The sequence below is a fragment of the Steroidobacter gossypii genome (assembly GCF_016801985.1).
GTDB lineage: Bacteria > Pseudomonadota > Gammaproteobacteria > Steroidobacterales > Steroidobacteraceae > Steroidobacter > Steroidobacter gossypii.
On record NZ_JAEVLS010000002.1, the window covers coordinates 1,258,961 to 1,278,725 of the forward strand.

20 protein-coding genes are annotated in these 19,765 nt (G+C 62.3%); 5 read left to right on the forward strand and 15 right to left on the reverse strand.

The genetic code is table 11. The features are described 5' to 3' along the window. Nucleotides 1–477 precede the first annotated feature (477 nt). A complete protein-coding gene (locus JM946_RS12680; protein WP_218042783.1) occupies nucleotides 478–2,217 on the reverse strand; it encodes a bifunctional protein-serine/threonine kinase/phosphatase in 1,740 nt (579 codons plus the stop codon). Nucleotides 2,218–2,226: 9 nt separating this feature from the next. Then, nucleotides 2,227–3,051 (reverse strand): formate/nitrite transporter family protein, encoded by an 825-nt coding sequence (locus JM946_RS12685; protein ID WP_203167649.1) that lies wholly within the window; start codon nucleotides 3,049–3,051, stop codon nucleotides 2,227–2,229. Nucleotides 3,052–3,582: 531 nt separating this feature from the next. Here JM946_RS12685 and JM946_RS12690 point away from each other — a divergent pair. Then, nucleotides 3,583–4,215: a LysE family translocator gene (locus JM946_RS12690; RefSeq protein ID WP_203167650.1), complete on the forward strand. Its 633-nt coding sequence runs from the start codon at nucleotides 3,583–3,585 to the stop codon at nucleotides 4,213–4,215. Between the two features lie 3 nt (nucleotides 4,216–4,218). On the opposite strand, the gene JM946_RS12695 is transcribed toward JM946_RS12690, so the two are convergent. Next, nucleotides 4,219–5,712 carry a hypothetical protein gene (locus JM946_RS12695; protein WP_203167651.1) on the reverse strand — a complete coding sequence of 498 codons (1,494 nt, stop codon included), beginning with the start codon at nucleotides 5,710–5,712 and terminating at the stop codon, nucleotides 4,219–4,221. Between the two features lie 256 nt (nucleotides 5,713–5,968). On the opposite strand from JM946_RS12695, the gene JM946_RS12700 reads away from it, so the two are divergent. Together JM946_RS12700 and JM946_RS12705 are read left to right on the forward strand one after the other, a co-directional pair. Next, complete coding sequence (locus JM946_RS12700) at nucleotides 5,969–6,127, forward strand: hypothetical protein (protein WP_203167652.1); 159 nt, start codon at nucleotides 5,969–5,971, stop codon at nucleotides 6,125–6,127. A 1-nt stretch (nucleotide 6,128) separates the two neighbouring features. Next, nucleotides 6,129–6,527, forward strand: coding sequence for a DCC1-like thiol-disulfide oxidoreductase family protein (locus JM946_RS12705; RefSeq protein WP_203167653.1), 399 nt, complete (start codon nucleotides 6,129–6,131; stop codon nucleotides 6,525–6,527). A gap of 8 nt (nucleotides 6,528–6,535) precedes the next feature. Here the strand turns inward: JM946_RS12705 and JM946_RS12710 are convergent, their stop codons facing one another. Next, a complete protein-coding gene (locus JM946_RS12710; RefSeq protein ID WP_203167654.1) occupies nucleotides 6,536–7,465 on the reverse strand; it encodes a LysR family transcriptional regulator in 930 nt (309 codons plus the stop codon). 126 nt (nucleotides 7,466–7,591) lie between these two features. On the opposite strand from JM946_RS12710, the gene panB reads away from it, so the two are divergent. Both panB and JM946_RS12720 read left to right on the forward strand, forming a co-directional pair. Then, nucleotides 7,592–8,419 (forward strand): 3-methyl-2-oxobutanoate hydroxymethyltransferase, encoded by an 828-nt coding sequence (panB, locus tag JM946_RS12715; RefSeq protein WP_203167655.1) that lies wholly within the window; start codon nucleotides 7,592–7,594, stop codon nucleotides 8,417–8,419. 45 nt (nucleotides 8,420–8,464) lie between these two features. Then, nucleotides 8,465–9,127: a methyltransferase domain-containing protein gene (locus JM946_RS12720; RefSeq protein WP_203167656.1), complete on the forward strand. Its 663-nt coding sequence runs from the start codon at nucleotides 8,465–8,467 to the stop codon at nucleotides 9,125–9,127. An 18-nt stretch (nucleotides 9,128–9,145) separates the two neighbouring features. Here the strand turns inward: JM946_RS12720 and JM946_RS12725 are convergent, their stop codons facing one another. The 11 genes from JM946_RS12725 to JM946_RS12775 all read right to left on the reverse strand — a co-directional run bounded on the left by JM946_RS12725 (nucleotide 9,146) and on the right by JM946_RS12775 (nucleotide 19,759). Next, nucleotides 9,146–10,795, reverse strand: coding sequence for a galactose-binding domain-containing protein (locus tag JM946_RS12725; RefSeq protein ID WP_203167657.1), 1,650 nt, complete (start codon nucleotides 10,793–10,795; stop codon nucleotides 9,146–9,148). A gap of 119 nt (nucleotides 10,796–10,914) precedes the next feature. After that, nucleotides 10,915–11,670 (reverse strand): thioesterase II family protein, encoded by a 756-nt coding sequence (locus JM946_RS12730; protein ID WP_203167658.1) that lies wholly within the window; start codon nucleotides 11,668–11,670, stop codon nucleotides 10,915–10,917. After that, nucleotides 11,667–11,957: an MbtH family protein gene (locus JM946_RS12735; protein WP_203167659.1), complete on the reverse strand. Its 291-nt coding sequence runs from the start codon at nucleotides 11,955–11,957 to the stop codon at nucleotides 11,667–11,669. The genes JM946_RS12730 and JM946_RS12735 overlap by 4 nt, the downstream gene beginning before the upstream one ends. Before the next feature lie 264 nt (nucleotides 11,958–12,221). Then, complete coding sequence (locus tag JM946_RS12740; RefSeq protein WP_203167660.1) at nucleotides 12,222–12,935, reverse strand: class I SAM-dependent methyltransferase; 714 nt, start codon at nucleotides 12,933–12,935, stop codon at nucleotides 12,222–12,224. A 133-nt stretch (nucleotides 12,936–13,068) separates the two neighbouring features. Beyond that, nucleotides 13,069–14,043, reverse strand: coding sequence for a pyridoxal-phosphate dependent enzyme (locus tag JM946_RS12745; protein ID WP_203167661.1), 975 nt, complete (start codon nucleotides 14,041–14,043; stop codon nucleotides 13,069–13,071). Between the two features lie 263 nt (nucleotides 14,044–14,306). Beyond that, the gene (locus tag JM946_RS12750) at nucleotides 14,307–16,034 is read right to left on the reverse strand and encodes a M61 metallopeptidase family protein (protein ID WP_203167662.1); all 1,728 of its coding nucleotides are present in this window, start codon (nucleotides 16,032–16,034) and stop codon (nucleotides 14,307–14,309) included. Nucleotides 16,035–16,190: 156 nt separating this feature from the next. After that, on the reverse strand, nucleotides 16,191–16,733 hold the full coding sequence (locus JM946_RS12755; protein ID WP_203167663.1) for a nitroreductase family protein: 543 nt from the start codon (nucleotides 16,731–16,733) through the stop codon (nucleotides 16,191–16,193). 10 nt (nucleotides 16,734–16,743) lie between these two features. Further along, entirely contained in the window at nucleotides 16,744–17,631 is an 888-nt protein-coding gene (locus JM946_RS12760; protein ID WP_203167664.1) for a MaoC family dehydratase, read from the reverse strand. 78 nt (nucleotides 17,632–17,709) lie between these two features. Beyond that, a complete protein-coding gene (locus JM946_RS12765) occupies nucleotides 17,710–18,801 on the reverse strand; it encodes a tetratricopeptide repeat protein (protein WP_203167665.1) in 1,092 nt (363 codons plus the stop codon). Further along, on the reverse strand, nucleotides 18,798–19,229 hold the full coding sequence (locus JM946_RS12770) for a cytochrome c-type biogenesis protein (protein ID WP_203167666.1): 432 nt from the start codon (nucleotides 19,227–19,229) through the stop codon (nucleotides 18,798–18,800). The genes JM946_RS12765 and JM946_RS12770 overlap by 4 nt, the downstream gene beginning before the upstream one ends. Continuing rightward, nucleotides 19,226–19,759 carry a DsbE family thiol:disulfide interchange protein gene (locus JM946_RS12775; RefSeq protein WP_203167667.1) on the reverse strand — a complete coding sequence of 178 codons (534 nt, stop codon included), beginning with the start codon at nucleotides 19,757–19,759 and terminating at the stop codon, nucleotides 19,226–19,228. The genes JM946_RS12770 and JM946_RS12775 overlap by 4 nt, the downstream gene beginning before the upstream one ends. Nucleotides 19,760–19,765 lie beyond the last annotated feature (6 nt).

The window sequence follows — 19,765 nt, forward strand, 5'->3', positions numbered from 1 at the left end:
GGCACCAATGCCCGCAACGGGCCGGAGTGCGACGTTCCCTGAATGTTTGCTCGCGGCTTAAGGGTCTGCCCTTCCGTGGGCGGCGCTGGCATGATTGCCGTGCGACCTGTCCTGTGATTGGAGGAATGAAACCGTGTTCTATCTCACACTTGTTATTTTTTCTTCAGCGGCGCATGCTTCGCGCCAGCCTGATCGGTGGCGCGCGAAAACGCCTTGTTTTCCAGTGTTTCGACGCGCTGTGACGTTCGCGAAATCATTCTCATCGGGCACCATGCCCGCACGCGAATGTTTCTATGCCGCGCGCATCTCTCGAAAAAAACAGCGCGAAAGGCATGCGCGAGCGAGAGAAATCAATCGGACAACTTACACATTATGCGCCTTATGGAGCTGCCGTTCTCAGGCCTAAGCCCATGCCTCTGGACTCGCTCGTAAGTCTTTGTTCTGGCGCGACTCGCTATCATAGAATCAGCCTCAAACTCACCGCCAGCCCAACAACACCAGCACCACGGCCACCAGGATCGCCGTCAGCGCCTTCCAGAACGCCAACGGATTGCGTTCCAGTAACGGCTGGCGCGTCTTGCGCGTGTACGCCGCGTTGGGATGGCTCAGGTCGTACACAAACTCCGACAGCGCCTGGTATCGCTTGTCTGGGTCCGGATGCGTGGCTCTGCGCAAGGTTTCGTCGAACCAGGCTGGAATGTCGCGTTCGTCGTCCAGCAGCGAACGGTACTGCAATCGTCGTTGTGCGGCCTTGGTGCTGGCCTTGGCGACTTCGGTTCCGAATGGCAGCCGGCCGGAAAGCATTTGATACGCGATGACGCCGAGGGAAAACAAATCCGAGCGTGACGTGCCCGCGTCGCCCAGAAAGCATTCAGGCGCGGTGTATTGCAACGTCCCTTGCGGCAGACGGTCGACGTCAGCGGCGCTCTCGACGATGCCGGCGACGCGAGTCGAACCGAAATCCACGATCTTCACCGTACCGGTGCTATCGATCATGATGTTTTCCGGTCGCAAATCCTGATGCAACATCTCCAGCCGATGAAACGCCTGCAGGCCCTTGGCAATCTGCTCGACGATGCCGCGTACGGTGGCCAGCTTGGGTTTGGGATGGTCGATCATCCATTGAGTCAGGGTCTGGCCGTCGATGAATTCGGTGACGGTATAGAGAAAGTTACGTTTGCGCGTCGGCGCGACGGCGCGAACCACATGCGGATTGTCGATGCGTCGCGCGATCCAATCTTCGAGCAGAAATCGCTCCAGATAAGCCGGATCGCCACGCAGATCGACGGACGGCGTCTTGATGACGACCGGAACTTCGGGGTCGGGTGAATCAGACGTTATGTCAATCGCCAGATAGACGTGGCTGCGGCTGCTGATATGGATGTCACGAACGATTCGATAGCCATCAAATGTCATCCGTGGCGCGAGCTCCGGAGGCAATGGCAGCTCGCTGAGTTTGTGATGAATCCCGGCGATGTCCGTTTCAGGCAGACTGTCGACACGAATCAGCTGGATGGTGAGGTTATCGTCGCTGCCTTGCTCAAGCGCTTCAGCCGCGATGGCCTCGGCGACAGCGTCCAAATCGTCGGACGGCTGTGACAACGCGGCGATGATGAACCGCGAGCTGACGTGCTCATGAATCCCATCGGTAGCCAGAATGAAAACGTCGCCCTGCCCCACGCTCACCGCGCGATATTCGATTTCGACTTGCGGCTTCACGCCGAGAGCGCGACCGAGATAGCTCTGGTGCTGGGAAACCCACACGCGATGGTCTTCGGTGAGTTGCTCGAGGGACTGGTCCCGTAACCGGTAGATTCTCGAATCGCCCACATGGAAGATGTGCGCCGTGGTGGACTTGAGCACCAGCGCGCTCAGCGTGCAGACATAGCCGCGGTCCTGATCGTATCGATATTGGCTCTGGCGTGTTTGCGAGTACAGCCAGGAGTTGATGGCCGTGAGCACACGCTGCGCCGAATGTTTCACCGACCACGCCGGCGACGTGCAGTAATAGTCCTCAAGGAAGCCTTTGACGGCCGCTTCGCTTGCGATCTGGCTGACGTTGCTGCTGCTCACACCGTCGGCCAACACGACGGCGATCCCTTTGGCGGTCAGTTGCGGCTCGTCAGGGATGCAGGCGCCGTGAAAGTCCTGATTGGTTTCCTTGCGGCCCGGGTCGGAATGCTGCCCAAGGGTGATTGCCAATCGCGTGGGCAGCATGCCGTTGGATCAAGCAGCGCGCGGGAACGCTTTTTTCTTCGCGCCCGTGCGCAAGTGCGTCGAATAGAGCGTCAATCCAGTAAAGGCGAGCCCGCCGACCAGATTGCCGATCACCGTGGGCAATTCGTTCCAGACGATGTAGTCCATCACGGAAAAGTTGCCGCCCATGATCAGCGCGGACGGAAATAGAAACATATTCACGACCGAGTGCTCGAAGGTCATGGCGAAGAACACCATGATGGGCATCCACATGGCAATGACCTTGCCGCTCACGGACGTGGAAATCATCGCGCCGACCACGCCCGTGGAGACCATCCAATTACACAGCACGCCCCGGATGAACAGCGTGAGCATGCCCGCCGCGCCATATTCTTTGTAACCCAGGGTGCGTGCCTCGCCGATGCCGGCGATGACTTTGCCGACTGCGTTCGGCTCGGTCGAAAATCCGTTCGTGAACACGATCGACATCATCACGGCCACCGTCACCGCACCGGCGAGGTTGCCCGTGAACACCAGGCCCCAGTTCTTCAACACGCCGCCGAGCGTCACGCCGGGTCGTTTGTCGATCAGCGCCAATGGCGACAGCACGAAGACGCCGGTCAACAGATCGAAGCCCAGCAGGTACAGCATGCAGAAGCCCACAGGAAACAGAATCGCGCCGATGATCGGATAGCCGGTCTGCTGAGAGACCGCAACCGCGAACACCGCCGCCAGCGCCAGAATGGCGCCGGCCATGTAGGCGCGAATCAAAGTGTCGCGGGTCGACATGAAAACTTTGGATTCTCCCGCGTCCACCATCTTGGTGACGAATTCGGACGGTGCCAGATAAGACATGGTTGTTCTAACGCCTCTTGAATGTGCGCGATTGGGATAACGGGGCTGGGATCGGTTCACTCGGCGCGTGACGCGAAGCGAGTGATGGGCGGGATCAGGAATGGCCCGCCATGGCAGCTGTGCCCTGTCGACCCGTCGTTGGATCGAACCTTCAGCGAGGAGCAAGTGCCATGCCAAGGATCGAAACAGGCATGGCGAGATGAAAGGCGGCGCAGATTGCGACTTGAAGCCGCCTTATTGACGTTTATATCGACGGATGACGCAATCGCGTGCGCCGTTACGGTGCAGTGAATAGAAGCTTCTGCCCCGTTCGAGATCAGCCCCCCGCGGCCAGATGCGAGACGAGATTCATCAGCGCGGCCGCGACGATGGCCACGGAGGACACGACGCGAAACCCGGAGCGGAATGGATGCTTGGCGAACATGGGTCAACGTTAGTCCGTTTGCCCCGCGAGCTCTAATCGTTTGTGCTTTTCGGGCTGATCGAGCGGCTCTATCATTCCCCCCTCCCCGGCTACCCATAGCTCGCCCGATGCCGACCTCCACGGATCACATGCAGTTCGCTCTGGTGGCTTTGGCCATGGTGCTCACGCCCGGGCCGAACATGATCTATCTGGTATCGCGCGCCATCTGTCAGGGCCGGTGGGCGGGACTGATCTCGCTAGGCGGGATCGCGCTCGGCTTCACGATCTATTTGCTGTGCGCGGCGCTAGGCATCACGGCCATCTTCATGTCCGTGCCACTTGCGTATGACGTGCTTCGCATCGCCGGAGCCATCTACCTGCTGTATCTGGCGTGGCAGGCCCTCAAGCCCGGTGGGCGATCGCCGTTCGAGGTGCGGGATCTGCCCCAGGACAGTCCGCGGCGACTGTTCGGCATGGGCCTGTTCACCAGCTTGTTGAATCCGAAGATCGCGATTCTGTACGTCTCGCTGCTGCCGCAATTCATTCAGCCCGAACACGGCAACGTGTTGCTGCAATCGATGGTGCTCGGGCTGACTCAGATCATGATCAGCGTGAGCGTGAATGCCGTCATCGTGGTCATGGCGGGCAGCGTGGCTATGTTCTTCGCATCACGCCCCACGTGGCAGGTCGCGCAGCGCTGGCTGATGGGCACGGTGCTCGCCGGCCTCGCTGTTCGGATGGCCGTCGAATCACGTCGTTAGCGTTCAGTGCGTGCACACCTTCGGACGCGCGAAGTCCACATGTTTGAAGATGAGCAGCTTGCGCTCCCAGGCGCTCGCATGTATCGAAGCGCCTAGCGATTGCGCCGTCGCCCGTTCGTGGCGCACGCCGTTGAGCTCGTACGTGACCCACGCGTCCGGCTTGTTTCTAAGCCGCTCCTTCAGAGAAAACATCACCAGCCCCTGATTGCGGTCGGCGAAATACTGCAGGTCCGGCTCCGATGAGGCCTTGATCATGGCGACGTCGTTCAGATACGGAAACAGATACGGCGGCTGCGGAATCAGCAGATGGTTCGACGTGCCCGCCTCGGTATGCAGGTTGCTGAACATCGCGATCGACGCTTCTGTCCGCAGGCCGATGTAAGGCGCAGTGCAGACGATGAACAGCGTGGCCGGCAACACATACAGCCACAACGGCCGCGACGGCGCGGAGGTGCCCCGCCAGGGCAAATGACTGAGCGCCGCTTCCGCCAGCAGCAGCATGCCAATGCCGCCATAAGCGACCCACATCAGCACCCAAACGGACTGATAAATATGCGAGGGCGCAATGTGCGCCTGCCGGCTGAACAGGGACAGAACCGCCACGACGGTGACCGCGCCGCCGATGACGACGCCGAACGGCAGGGCCTGGCCGAGGGCGCCGAAGCGATCGCGCAGGAACCGGAACAACCGTGCGCAGCTGTCGTAGAACCGCTGGCTCACCTCGCGCGGCACGGACAGGATGTACAGCGCGAGCACGAGGCTGGAGAAATCCATGTACCACGAGTACACGGAAATCGGGATCACGAAATGAAACATCAGCGCCAGGATCAGGCCGACCGCGAACCAGCGTTTCCAATACAAGGAGACGATCGCGATGGCCTCGACGATGAACGTGCTCCAGATCGCCAGATACTTGCCGGTGAGGCTGTCCTGCAATCCGAAGCCGTCGGCCAGCGGCATATACAACGCCACCGCGCAGCTGACGCGCGGATCCAGGAAGTCCGTATTGATCTTGTGGAAGATGCCGTAGAAATACATGATGGCCAACAGCGCTCGCGCCACGACCCGCATGTTTTCGTAAATGTTTTCTCGCATCTCGGTCGCGCTGCTATAGCGCAGGAGGGCGTGTGCGCAGATGACGAGGATGCTCGCGTTCATGAACGCGGCGATCATTTTGTTATTCCCTGCCACGGGCATCGCCACCGCGTATCGCGTCAGCATCACGCCGGCGAGCAGGAACAGCAGCGGCGTCCATCGAGGACGCCACACCAGCAACAGCGCCACCGCAATCGCCGCCCAGGTCATCAGCCCCAGCAATGCGCCATCGCGAAAGATCAGCATGCCGCGATCGCCGGCCAGGCTGAAAATCGCAGCGGCCGCCCACACTGGCGAAAACGCAATCAAACCATCGGCGGCGGCGTGGTCGCCGGCCTGGCTGACCGCCGGACGCAAGTGACGCCAGAAGCCGACGAGTGAACGGTCCGCGCGGGCGCTCATTCTCCCCTGTTCCCCTTCTTTGCTGTGTTTATCGACCAACGACGCGCGCGCCCCCTGGATGGCGAGGCTGGCGGAGTCTGCCTGCGGCGCACTGCGGGCGCTACCTGTTACCAGGCTGCGTCATCGTGGCGCGCCACTAGTGGAAGCTCGCAATCGGGGCTGGTCGGATAGAAGCGAAAAACGTGCCGACCTGATCACAATGAATGCCAACGCTTGTTTGGAGTAATATTCGCGGCACCTCTGAGGAGGAGTTCGCATGGTTTCCCGCAGAAAATGGGCACTGTTGTTTCTCGCCGCGCTGGCGCTCGCCGGTGCGTACGACGCAGTGCGGAACTTGCCCGTGCTGAGTGGTTGTAATTTCTACTCCGACTGCCCCGACGATTCTGCAACGGGCACCGCCGCAGCCCGCGATTGAAGTGACCGAGCGCGCTCCCGATAACTGGCTGCTGTACGACGGCGAATGCCCCTTTTGCTCGCGTTACGTTGTTCACGTGCGCCTGCGAGAAGCAGTCGGGCCCGTGACCTTGGCCAATGCACGTGAGTGTCCCCAGCTCGTCGACGAGGTACGTCGACTCGGCTACGACGTCGATGCCGGCATGGTTCTCAAACTCAACGGACGCTACTATCACGGCGCCGATTGCATCCACGCCCTGGCGCTGCTGACGACGCCGGCCGGGTGGTTCAATCGCATCAATTCACTCATGTTCCGTTCCCGCACCTTCTCACGCTTTTCGTATCCGATCCTGCGAGCCGGACGAAATCTCACATTGAAGCTGCTGGGGCGTTCACGCTTTCAGCCCACGCTGGACGCTTGATCGCAAGCTCATCGCAAGGCCGCTGCCAGCTCTAGCCCGGGCACGTGATGCAGCTTGCCGATCTCCTGATTGGTGATATCGACGAAGTCCCGCGCAGCCGGCGATAAGTGATGCCAATGCCGGAACGCCCAGCCGATCGAGATCGGCGGCAGATCGCTGATGAGCACCGCTTTCACCGAGCCGCTCTTTTCGAAGTTGTACGCATGCACCGCGGGCACGATGGCCTGGCCGAGTCCGAGCTCGACGAACAGCTTCGCGGTATCGAAGTCGTCGAACACCACTTCCGCCTTCAGCTCCACGCCACGATGCAGGGCCGCCTGCTCGATGGCGCTGTGATGTGTGGTGCCCCCGGCCAGGCCGAGGTAACGAATGCCTTTGAGATCTTGCAGGCGGAGTTTGCGTCGGCGTGACAGGTCGTCGTTCTTGGTGGTCAGCAGGAACAGCCGCTGCCTGGCGATGGTTTTTTCGTTGATGCCGCGCGCCGGCTCACCGGTGGTGACGAAGCCCAGGTCGGCCCGACTCAGCCGAAGAATCTCGAAACATCGGCGCGTCGAGCTGGCGGGGAGAAAGCGCAAGTTGACGCCCGGATGCTCTTTGCGAAAGCGCACGACGGCGTGCCTCATGAAATGCCGGACCGTCGTGCCGCCGGTGGTGATGGTCAACGTGTCCGACTCGCCATGCCGTAGGGCGCGCACTCTCTGCAGCCCGACCTCGATCGCATCCAAACCTTCCAGCGCGAAGTCCTTGAGCACCCTCCCTGCTGCGGTGGGTTGGATGCCGCGCGCATGGCGCTCGAAGAGCCGGATGCCGAGCTCTGCTTCCAGCCGTGCGATGTGCTGGCTCACCGAGGACTGCGTCCGTTGCAGCTCGCGCGCCAGCGAGCTCATGCTGCCGGCTTCGCAGGCGGCAACCAAGATCCGAAGGTCTTCGAGGGTCATGTCGAGCTATAAGCGGCAGCTTGGATCAATACCGTCCACCTTAGCGTTGACTAATAGCTACGTAAATGGAATCGTGACCCACGAGTCATCGGGGGGCATTCCGTGAAGGGTCAACGACTTTCGACGATGGACATCGTCGCCATGAAGCGCCGGGGCGAGCGAATCGCAGCGCTTACCGCTTACGACTACACGTCCGCGCAGATGATCGACGCAGCCGGGGTGCCGTTCATCCTGATCGGCGACACCTTGGGGATGGTCGTGCAAGGTCAAGACACGACGCTGCCGGTGACGCTGGACCAGATCATCTATCACTCGCAGATGGTCGCGCGCGGCAGCCAGCGGGCGCTGCTCGTGGGCGATATGCCTTTTATGAGCTATCAAGTGTCCGTAGAGGATGCACTACGCAACTCGGCGCGTTTGCTGACCGAAGGCAAAGTGGGTGCAGTGAAGATCGAAGGCGGCGCTTCGATCGCACCGACCATCGAGCGACTGGTCAACGTCGGCATCCCGGTGTGCGGTCATCTCGGCTTCACGCCGCAATCCGTGCACGCCATGGGCGGTCCGCGAATCCAAGGGAAGGAGCCTTCGGCGGCAGCGTCCCTGGTCGCCGATGCCAAAGCGCTCGAGGCCGCGGGAGCTTTCGCCATCGTGCTGGAGCTGGTTCCTGCCACCGTCGCTCAGGAGATCTCGCGGCGAGTGTCGATCCCGACTATCGGCATCGGCGCCGGCCCCCACTGCGATGGCGAGGTGCAGGTATTCCACGACCTGTTCGGGCTGTACAGCGATTTAAAGCCGCGCCACACGCGGCGTTACTTGAAGGTGGCGGAGGACATCGCGTCCGCCACCCGTCAGTTCATCCGGGATGTCTCCGAAGGAACATTCCCGGGCGCCGAGCAAACGTCCGATCTGGGGGCGGAAGCCAAAGAGCGCTTCCGCGCTTTACTGACCGTCTGATAACCTCGTGGGCCCGTCTCCGCCTGGCTTCCTGGTCGAATCGACGTGTCGCACCCGATCCTGCCCAAGCGCGCCATCGCCGCGCATTTTCTGCCCGATCGATATCGTTACTGGTACTCGTTGAGCAAACTCGCCATTGACCCGCTGTACGCGGCCGCGCCGGGAGCGTTTCGCGACGCGTCCGAGCCGGTGCTGGATCTGGGCTGCGGAATTGGATTGCTGCTGCATTGTCTGCGCGCCAGCGGCCGTAACCTGCCCTATCTGGGCGTGGACACGGACGCTGTGAAGATCGAAGCCGCGCGCAACGCCTCAGCCCGTGGCTGTCACAACGATGCGAGCTTCGAAGTCTGTGACTTGAGCGTTCGATTCCCGGCGCATCGAGGCAGCGTGGCGCTGCTGGACGTGCTGCAGTACCTGCCCCTGCCGGCGCAGGGAACGTTGCTGTCGCAGGCGGCCGAATGCGTCAGCAAGAAGGGCCAGCTGGTGATCCGCACCGGGCTGGCCGATGGCAGTTGGCGAAGCGCGATGACGCGGGCCACCGACCGCTTGGGGCATTGGGTCGGCTGGATGAAAACCTCGTTCAAGGCGCAACCCAGCGCGCAGGAGTTGCGCGCCGGGCTGCGCCGTCACGGTCTGCGGGCCGAGTTCAAGCCGCTGTGGGGCCGGACGCCATTCAACAACTGGTTGGTGGTGGCCCAGCGCCCTTGAACCTCAGAGCCGCCTCCATCAAGGATAGATCTCGAACTCCTTGAGACCATAATTGCGCGCCGTCGTGCCTCGCCTGAGCGCAAACACGCGAATGTACCGGCTAGCCCCGCCCAACCCGCGAATGTCGTCGATGCCGCCGTCGCCACTGCTCGTGCGGTAGATCGTCGCCCAGTTGTTCGGGGCCAGCATGGTCTGGATCATGTACTCGGATGCATGCGCGCTGTCCCAAGTCAGACGCACGCGAGAGATCGCATAGCTCTGGCCCAAGTCGACATAGATCCATTGTTTGTCCTGACCAGCGACGCTGCGCCAGCTAGTTGCAGCGCTGCCATCCGTAACGTTAACAGGGCTATATGTGCTGCTTTCCGTGGTGCTCGGATACGCTCTCCTGCCGCGGGCGAGATTGACTGGCGCCTCGGTCACCGCAAGCATCCTGCCGAACTGCCTCCAGCCACTTGCTTCCAGCGGTCGTTCGCCACTCAAGAACGTGAGTCGGTCGCTGCCGCTCGCCTGCGGCCAGATTTCGACCACTTCCAGCTGCAAGCCTCGCTGGACGCCGGCCGCAAGTCGCTCGCCCAGATATAACGGATAGTCGCCCTCATCGACCGGTCCACCGCCATTGCGAGTGACACCGAAGGCGCCCGTGCCGGTTTCAGAGAGCCCGAAACGTTTGCTACGGGCCAGCGCGAATTCGATGGCGGCCGGCAGGCCCCAGCCGCGCCTTGGATTCCAATAGTCGGCGGCCGGGTGATCCCAGATCGCGCGACGATTGGCTGGATTGGCGAGCCATTCGGCGAGCGTCACGTTCTGTCCGCTGCTCCAATCGTGATACGCGCTCTTATCGCGCGAGCGAGTCGGATTCCAGATCGGGCTGTAATGCGTGGGCGCAACGATGTCGACGTACTCATCGCCCGGATAGCTGCTCTCCTCGGTCAAGCCATAGTTCGCATACGAAGCCGAAGGGCTCCACATGGTCTCTATGACCATGCCGTGCGTATTCGCGTAGGCGTGCGCGAGATTGGCGACGTGTCGCCAGGCGGCGATGTAGGCGGCGCGAGTCGCTTCGCTTCGCACGCGCCAACCATACCAATTGCCGTTCTGTTCCCAGCCGATACGCAGGTAGATCTTGGCAAAGCCCTGGTTCTTGAAGGCGTCGAAGATCGCGGGCCAGACGCGGTGGCGGCCGGTGGCGGGATTCTCCAGATCGTACTTGCCGGCGGCGACGTCATTCATCATCGCGACCGCGGCCGTCTCGCTATACACACCGCGATTCGGATCGCCCTCGGGCAAGTCCAACTGAAACACCGTGGGGTCGTCGGTGAGCCCGACGCTGACGATGGGAATCAGATCGGGCCGGCCCTGGGCATCGAGTCGATTCAAATGTTCCGCCGAGCACAGTCTGGCGAGATTGCCCGCCGCCCAGGTCGCGTTGTTGCGCCACTTCGGATCGTACGTCCCGGGACTCCAGATGGGCTCGCGATAGTCGACGAATACATTGGTGGAATGGGGGATCTGCTGAACGATATCGACGAACGATCGATACTGCGGCGCCGCCGTTGCAGGCGTCGCGTCGCCAACGAAAAAGCCGAGCTTGTCGAACTGCTGTGCATGGGCCGCCACCGCGCCCATCAACATCCACAATCCCAGCGACCGTGCTGCTGCTCTCAAGGGGATCTCCTTTGCTGCTGGCCCGCAAGTCGTTCACGGGCTCCTTGGCGCGGTTCAGATGTCCGCGTGCACAGGATCCGCGAGGTGCAGGAAATTGTTGATGAGCGCGAGTTCCAATTTCAGACCGGCAAAGCGGGCGAAGGTGCTTCAGTGTTTTCCTTGAGCGCCCTAAGTGAGCTGCCTAATTCTTTTTCTAACAAACGCAATAATGCGCTTTCGTGGGGACGAAGATAGAAATGTCCGCCGTTGAACCAATGTAGTGCAAAGCTCGCGAGGGTTTCCTCGCGCCAGGCCGCGAGTTGTTGCAATTTGATTTCATCGTCTCGACCCGCCAGCACTCGCAATGGAACGGGCAAGCGCGCCGGGCCGCGATAGCGGAAGCTGTTACAGATCCCATAGTCGGCACCGAGCGCGTCGATCGCCGCACGCAGCATCTCCGGACAAGCGAACACCTCTTCCGGGGCGCCGCCAAAGTGACGCAGATCACGGATCAAGGCGTCGTCATCGTCACGTCCCGAGAAGCGCCAGCAGTCCGTAGACGGACCCGGACTGGCCGATGCGAACATCACTAGCGGCAGCGGCCGCTGCTGTAGCTGCAGCAGGCTCGCCATGCCGTACGCCAGCAGCCCGCCCATGCTATGCCCGAACAAGGCGTAGGGCCTTTCCAGCACTGGCGCATGCTCCAGACACAGCTGCTCCACCAATGCATCAAAATCAGTGCTGAAGCGTTCGCCAGCGCGCGCGCCGCGACCGGGCAATTCGATCGGGATCACCTCGATCCAGCGCGGCACCCGCAAGCGCCAGCGCTGGTACATCGCCGCGCTGGCGCCGCCGCAGGGAAGACAAAGCAGTGCGATCGAACTGCCCTGCTTCATGCTCCGGGTGCCGACTCGGCCGTGGCGGCCTCGCTCGGCGCATTGCTGGACTGGGCCTCTGCCGCGGTCTTCTTCGCGTGCTCTTCCATCCAGATGCGCAGCGATTTGGGACGCATGTCCGTCCAGACTTTGCCGACATAGTCCAGGCAGGTCTTTTTATCGCCGGCTACGCCCGTGTCGGTCCAGCCGCGCGGAATCTCCATGCCGTCCAGCCACAGGGAATATTGCTCTTCCTCGTTCACCAGCACGCGGAACTTGCCATTCTCGTCGTCGAACCCACCGGCCATGGCGCCCTCCTCGAAATTGCCAATGCGATAAGCCGCGCGATGCTAGCGGGAGGGTCGGAGTGAGGCTCGGTCGAATCGAGGCCCATCACGGCATCAGGAGGGCATGAGCTCGCAGTCTCCGGGAATTGCGCATGAAACGACGCAACCCTGGACGCCCTCGGCGTCGTCTCGCCGAGCGGTCAGGCATGGATTGTTGGTTGGTTCAGTCGCGACGAGGGTGCGGACAATGACTACATCGATGGGACTTGGATGTGACTTCGGTGGTCACTTGACGCCGGCGATGCCCAGATTGATCCAGCCGTGATCGTGACCGCGCACCTGTGAGCGCTGCAGACGTTCGACTGAGCGGCAGCCGGCGCGCTTCAACGCCTGCTCGAGATATCGAAACGAAAACACGGCCAGATGCCAGTTGGGATGGCCCAACGTGCCCACGCCGTCGCCGTAGGAGAAGATGCGGCCCGACGCCCAGCGGCACGGATCCTTCTGCTCGTTGAAGCGAAACCAGCCATCCTGCTCGTAGTCACGGGAGCGTCGCTCCTCGGCGTCGACGAAGGCTTTGCAGATCTTCAGCCCATCGGGCACCCAGATCTCCAGGCGGCCGCCTGGCGAGACAATGCGCGCCCACTCGGCGAGCACGGCTTCAGTGTTGTACCAGGGGATGTGCTCCAGGATGTGACTCGCGTACACCACTTCGAAGGCGCCGTCGGCGAATGGCAAGCGTTTGGCGGCGTCCCACACATAGTCGACGTTGGAAGCGGGAACCACGTTGAGCGTCTCGAAGCCGTCGATGCGCTGCGCGCCCGGGCCGATCTCGAGTTTGCGATGTGGTCGCGAGCGACGGCTGATGAGGTGCGCCGGAGTCAGCACCGCCTTGTGAAGCACCGTGAGCGGCAGATTCACGATGCGTTGACCGGCAAAGAACGCGCGTTTGGCGGCCGGACGGAAGCGAGGCGGAAGCAGTGACTGGAGCGCGTTCAACGAGTGTCCTCCGTCATGAAGGAATTGCACGACACATGCCGAAGTCCAGGCAAGTGTACAGGCAATCTATTCCTTGCGCATGAAGGTGCTGTGACTGACGGCAACTCGCGACAGCAACAGCAACGCTGCAACACTAAGTCTGTATCGATTGGGTGTGTGTTGACTGGGTCCACGGCAGCTTGTCGAGATCGAGATTGCCGCCGGTCAGGATGATTCCGATGCGGCGTCCGGGAAGATCGAGTTGACCATCCACCAATGCGCCATAGGCGACCGCGCCGGAAGGCTCTACGATGATCTTCATCACTTCCCAGATCGCGCGCATGGCGTGAAGAATCTCCGTTTCGGACACTGTCACGATGCCATCGACGTGGAGTTGTATCTGTTCGAACGTGAGCTCACCGAGCGAGGAGCGCAAACCATCGGCGATGGTGTTGGGTGACGTGCACGGAATGATACGACCCGCGGCCAGCGACTGCGCGGCGTCGTCCGCACCTTTGGGCTCGACGCCGAGCACACGAATCTCCGGATTGATACTCTTCACCGCGACCGACACTCCGCTGATCAGTCCACCCCCGCCCACCGGACATAGAACGTCCGTGAGGTCCGGAACGTCTTCCAGCAGCTCGATGGCGGTCGTGCCCTGCCCGGCCATCACCCGCTCATCGTTGTAGGGATGGATGAATGTTGCGCCGGTGCGCTCCGCCACATCCTTGGCGGTCTTCTCCCGTGACGCCAGGGTGGGCTCGCACTGGATCACTTCAGCGCCGTAGCGAAGCACCGAGGCAAGCTTGGCCTGCGGCGAATTCGAAGGCATCACGATGTATGCCGGAATGCCGCGCAACCTGGCGGCTCGCGCGAGTGCGGCGGCGTGATTGCCGGACGAATGCGTGACGACGCCGCGTTGGGCCTGCTCATCGGAAAGCAGGGCAACCGCATTGGTCGCGCCGCGGGCTTTGAAGGCGCCGATCTTCTGCAGATTCTCACATTTGAAAAACAGCTGCGCCCCTGCCTTCTCGTTGAGCGCCGCGCTGCTCATGACCGGCGTGCGATGAATGCGATCTCGAATGCGTGTGTGCGCGGCCCGGATGTCCGCCAGAGTCAGAGTCATGGGGATCCTCATCGATGGCGCCATTTCCAACGGCGTGGGTGGATTATAAGCCGATGCGGCGGATTACCGTGGCTGGCTAGCGCGATGGCTTCGATCAGGCCGAGCTTCATGAGCCCCGGGCGATGCGCGATCCTTCAGGGCCTTCAAGCGCCCCATAGTGCCACAGAAACGAGCGCCCCACGAACGAGCGCCCCATGGATGACGCATAAAAAAAGGCCGCTCACAGGAGCGGCCCTTCAAACGACCGGCAACGCGACCGGGTTTTAAAGCCTACACTCAGTCTCTGGCACGCCGCTTACGCGCTCCCACTTGTAAGCGACGGCGGGTTTGCCTCGCGGCAAATACTCGATACGCAGCGACTCGCCATTTCGACGCACCGTCAACACCATTTGCCTGGTGCGCTCCCGCTGCAGCTCCAGAGGATCGACGAACTCGAGCACTTCGTCGCCATCGCGCAAACCCGCGACGGCGGCGGCGCTGCCTTTCACCAATCCCTTCACGATCTTCGGCTGGCCATTGAGCGAGGCATTGTCGAAGCCCAGCACGTACGGACGCTCCTGGTGCTTGGCCACCTTGAAACACGGAGCGAAGCTGTTTTTCGGCGGCACCAGCAATTTGCCCGCGACCATATCGTCGTAGTCGCGTTGGGCGCGCGGGCCGATCTCGGCGGTGACGAGCTTCACCCAATCTTCGATAGACGGCGGCTCGCCCGACTGCTTGCTTTCGAACATCGGCACGACCAGGTCATCGAGGCTGCGCTTGCCGCCCGACTTGGCGCGAATCTGCGCATCAACCTTGGCCAGATACATGAAGCCGCGGCCATAGGGCACGCGCTGCGCGCTCCAGTCGCTCCAGAAGATCTTGGCGGCTTCCCGGTTGGTCAGTCGCACATACGGATTGGTGTAGTAGCCCGCCGCGCGCTCGTTCACCTCGTGCTGAAACTGATCGAGGCTCGTGACACCCGCGCGATGTGACAACAGGATGGAGTAGTACTCCGCCGCGCCTTCCGAATACCAAGCCGTGTCGCCGTGGTCGCCCGACATCGCCGGCCAGTTGTGGGTCATCTCGTGAGCCAGCAGCGACTGCAGACTATCGAGCGTGGGCGCGGTCGACTCGCTCCAACCGAACGTGAAGGAGCGTGCGAGCGCGGTGCCGCCGTTGCCGTGGTTGAAGTTCTTGCGAATGAAGACGCGATACGGCTGGCCTTCATCGTGGAAGAACTTGGACATGTAGCCGTAAAGGTGCTGGATGCCCTGCGCGAGCGCGTCGGTATCGACCGGCGGCTGCAACAGCCAGTACATGCCGAACTCGGGTGTGGGCTGCGCCGGGTAGCTCTGCAAGGGACCTGCGGCGTAGAAGCTGAAAGCGATCGTGCTCGCAGGAACGGTCGCATCGACATCGCCCTCGCCCAGGCTCCACACGCCGCGTGAGCCCGGCGCCACGGCCGACAAGTCCCACTTCAGACTGACGCGATAGGCAAACGTGGTATCTGGAATCGGAATGAATGTGACACCGGCGCCGGTCATGCCGCCGCCATTGGCGCGCAGATCGAATAACGGGCCATTGCGAGTCGTCGGTGTGATCTCCCGAGGCGGCGCGCGGAAGGTGATGACGACGTCGCCTTGAGTGGCGCGAGCGGCGAGCCAGCGGCGCTCGGCCATGGTCGGCGTCGGCGGATCATCCTGGAGCGTCAGTGGCAGATCACCGGCAGCATCGCGCGCCTTGAGCGCGTCGCCGTCATATCGGGCGGTGGGGATGGAGACGACCACCACGGGCATCTTCACCAGCGTCGCGCCGGCGGCGACGTTCGGTGATTCGAGGGTCATGCGGCCTTCGACATAGTCGAAGTTGCCGTCGGTCGCGTGCGGCTTGAGCTCGAGCTGCAACGCCGGCGGCGGCGTCTCGCTCTGGGCCGTGGCAAGGCCCGGGAATATGCCCACCAACAGTGCGAGCGCCCCGCTGAGCCACCGGCCGTGTCCTGCCAACCGCATGAGGTTCCTCCCTTTCATGGGCGACATTCTGCGGTGGACAGGCCGAATTTTTCTTTCGAAATCGGGCGGTCGGGCGTGCGGCTATGAATTGTTAATGCATCTGTGATCAAGACCGCATTTTTTGAGCACGCCCGCCGGAGCCGAGCCGCTCGCGGCTCAAACGCGGTTGATGTCGACCGGCGCTTCAACCAGCTGACCGGGGGCGCTCACGCTGCCGAGATAAACGATGCCGACGATGTGGTCTTCCGGGGCGAGTCCGCACAGCGCTTTGACCTCAGGGTCGTAGGCGGCGGCGCCCGTCTTCCACATGGCGCCGAAGCCGAGCCCGTGCGCGGCCAGCAGCATGTTCTGAATGGCGGCGCTCACCGCGCACACCTGCTCGATCTCCGGGATCTTGCCTTTGCTGATTTTCGCACCGACCACCATTACGACCGGCGCGCGCAACGCTTTGCCTCGTTCGGCCGCGAGATGCTCCTCGGTCGAGTTCGGCACACGCGAGCGCAGACAATTGGCCATCACATCGCCCAGTTTTTCGCGAGCTGCGCCTTCGAACACGGTGAATCGCCAGGGCCGCAGCCGACCATGATCCGGCGCACGCGTGCCGGCGCGAACGATCTGCTCGAGCTGAGTCGCATTCGGGGCCGGCGCATCGAGCTTCTTGGGAGAAGTCCGCGACTGAATGCCTTCCAACAAATCCATCTCGTACCCTCTACAGCGAACGGACCTGCATGGCCAGGTGCAGCCGGTCGCCCTTCATCGTGCACATCGAAATGTCCGCGCCGCCCGGCACCTCCCATGTTCGCGCCAGGGCTTGCGAAGGAATGTAGACCGGCAGTTTGAACTGCGTATCGATCTGAATCTTCACATTGGGAATGCGTGGCGAGGCCGACGCGAGACAACGCCCCATGGACCACATGCCATGCGCCACCGCCTGCTTGAAACCGAACATCTGCGCCGTGCGGGCCGTCAGATGGATCGGATTGAAGTCGCCGGAGACGCGGGCGTAACGCCAACCGGTGTTCTCCGAGACCTCGAGCGTGTCCGTCAGCACCCCGTTCTCGGGATGCGTGGAGCGTTCGATCACGGGGCGCTTGCTGCCCTCTTTGGGTCCTGAGTTGCCGCGAGCAAACATGGTGCTCACCTCTTCCCACACGACCGCGCCGTTCTGCTCGAAGCTGGTGGTGAAGTCGTACTCCTGGCCGAAGTCGGTCACGCGCATGGTGTCGAAGTACACGCGCATCCGCAGTGGTGCGCGCTCATCGACCGGTGCGAGCACGCGGATGGTGTTACGCAGATGAATCAGCCCGAGCACCTTCACCGGGAAATTCTTCACGACGAACAACTGCATGTGCAGCGGCATCGCAAGCACGTGCAGATAGGCCGGCGGGAGCCCTTGCGCCGACGCCGGCACCGCGCACACCTCGCGATATTTGCGGATGTGAGCCGCCGACAGCACCACTTTGCGAGCTTCGAGCTCCACCGGCTCGATCGTCGTGCCATCGGGCGCGCTGTAAGGCTTGCGGCCGAGCAGCACGCGCGCATAGGCCGGGACCATCGAGGGGCGGCGGGCAAAAGAGATCTTGGTCGGTGATGACATCAATGAGCGGCTAGTCAAAAGCTAGTCAGGGGCAATGGCGCGGCACAATGATCGCTGTTTCATCGCAGGCGGCGACACTCAAGGCGCGACGCGGTCGATGATGATAGTCAACGGACCGCTGTCCTTGCCGAATTCGTATTCGGCCTCGCCATACAAATCTCCGCTTTGCTGCTGGGGCGCGCCGGAGCGCGACAACCGTGCAACAACTACCACCTTCGGCACGGTGGCGATGGAGCGGGCCGGGATCATCGCATCACTTTCGGTGAGTGTCACATTCAACGGCAGATTGGTGCCGCTGTGCCGTTGCACCGCCAGTGGCGGACCGCCGGCGCTCGGGTCGCGGGCCAGGATGAAGAGCGGCATGGCGCCCGTGACCTGCTGCCGCAATTGCGGCGAGATCGAGATCGAGACCGGGATCGCGCGCGAGCCGCTTGCCGCCGGCGCCGCTGGACTCGAGGAGGTCGGCGGCATTGCGCTCGCCTGCCCGCCTTCGCCGAGTTGCTCATCCAGGTCCTGAATCTGTCTTTCCAGCACGCCCCGCAATTCCTCCGGCGGGTTCTGCGCCATGAGCAGTTGCAGGCGATCGCGGCCACGACGCAGATCGCCCGCTCGCAACGCTGCGACGCTGCCGTACCAGAGCGCCTTGGGATGATTGGGGGCCATGGTCAGCGCCGTATCGAAGAGCTTGCCGGCGCGACCGGTGAGCGAGGCTTCATCGGTGAGCGCGAGCGCCTCGCCGAGGCCGATCAGCGCATCGACGTTCTGACCTTGCGTGAGGTCGTAGGCCTGCTGAAACGCGTCGGCCGCGCGGGCATAGCGTCCCAGGCGGGTGTAGGTGTTGCCGAGCAGGAGCCAGCCTTCGAGGTTCTTCGGATCCTGCTTGAGCTTCGCCTCCAAACCGCTGATGGCCTCCTCCATGTTGCCCGCCTGAGTGGCTGCGACCTGCGCCGCCTTCCAGTCCCAATTGCTGAGCCCGGCGTACATGAGGATGGCCAGCAGCGGCAGTAGCAGGCCGACCGCGAGGCCTGACAAGCGGCGCTCGGAGCGATAGGCGGTGATGTCCGTCGAATCGCTCGATGCGTTCGATGTCTGCGCGCGGAACAGCGGCAGCACCATCCACAACAGCGCCGCCAGCAGCATGGCGACGCAGACGATGATGAAGGTGGTCACGAGGCACCCAGGCCGGGATCGGAGGGATCGGTGTCGGGCAATTTGGATTTGCGCGAGATGACGATGGCCGCGGCGATGCCGCCGCCAACGACGAGCAGCGCCGGGGCGGCCCACAGGAGCCAGGTGCGAGGCGCCACCGGCGGCTTGTAGAGCACATAGTCGCCGTAGCGATCCGTCATGTATTGCAAGATCTCCTGATCGCTCTTGCCGGCAGCCATGAGCTCGCGCAGCTGGCGCCGCAGATCGACCGCGAGTTGCGCGTTCGAATCCGCAATGGTTTCGCTACGGCACACCAGACAGCGCAGTTCGCGCGCCAGGCGCTCATAGCGAGCTTGCATGGCGGGATCTTCGAACGCCGGCGCCCTGTCGATGGCGAACGCCTGCAGCCCGAACAGCGTGACGATCGCTGCTAACAAAACATGTTTCATGGCGACACCGCCCTGGCCTGTGCCAACAGCGGCACGAACTCCTGTTCCCAGATCTGCACCGTTATCGGCGCGATATGTTTCTTGAGGACCTTGCCGTCGGCGCCGATCAGGAACGTTTCCGGCGCACCGTACACACCCCAGTCGATGGCGACGCGGCCTTCGCCGTCGAACGCGCTCACCACGTATGGATCGCCCAGCTGCTGCAGCCAGCTCAAGGCCTGCTGACGATCGTCGTTCCAATTCAAACCGACGATCGGCACTTCGCCGCGCCGGGCGATCTCGAGCAGCGCGCCGTGCTCCTGTCGGCAGCCGACGCACCACGTGCCCCAGACATTCAATACATACGGCTTGCCGGCGAACTCGCGGTTGGAAAAGGTCTTCGAAGGATCATCCAGCCGCGTGAGCTCGAAAATCGGCGCGGGCTTGCCGATCAGCGGCGAAGGCAACGTTTGTTTGTCCCGCCCCAGGCCGAAATACAGAAAACCGACGAGTGCAGCGAACAGCCCGATGGGAACCAGATACTTGATCATGCGATG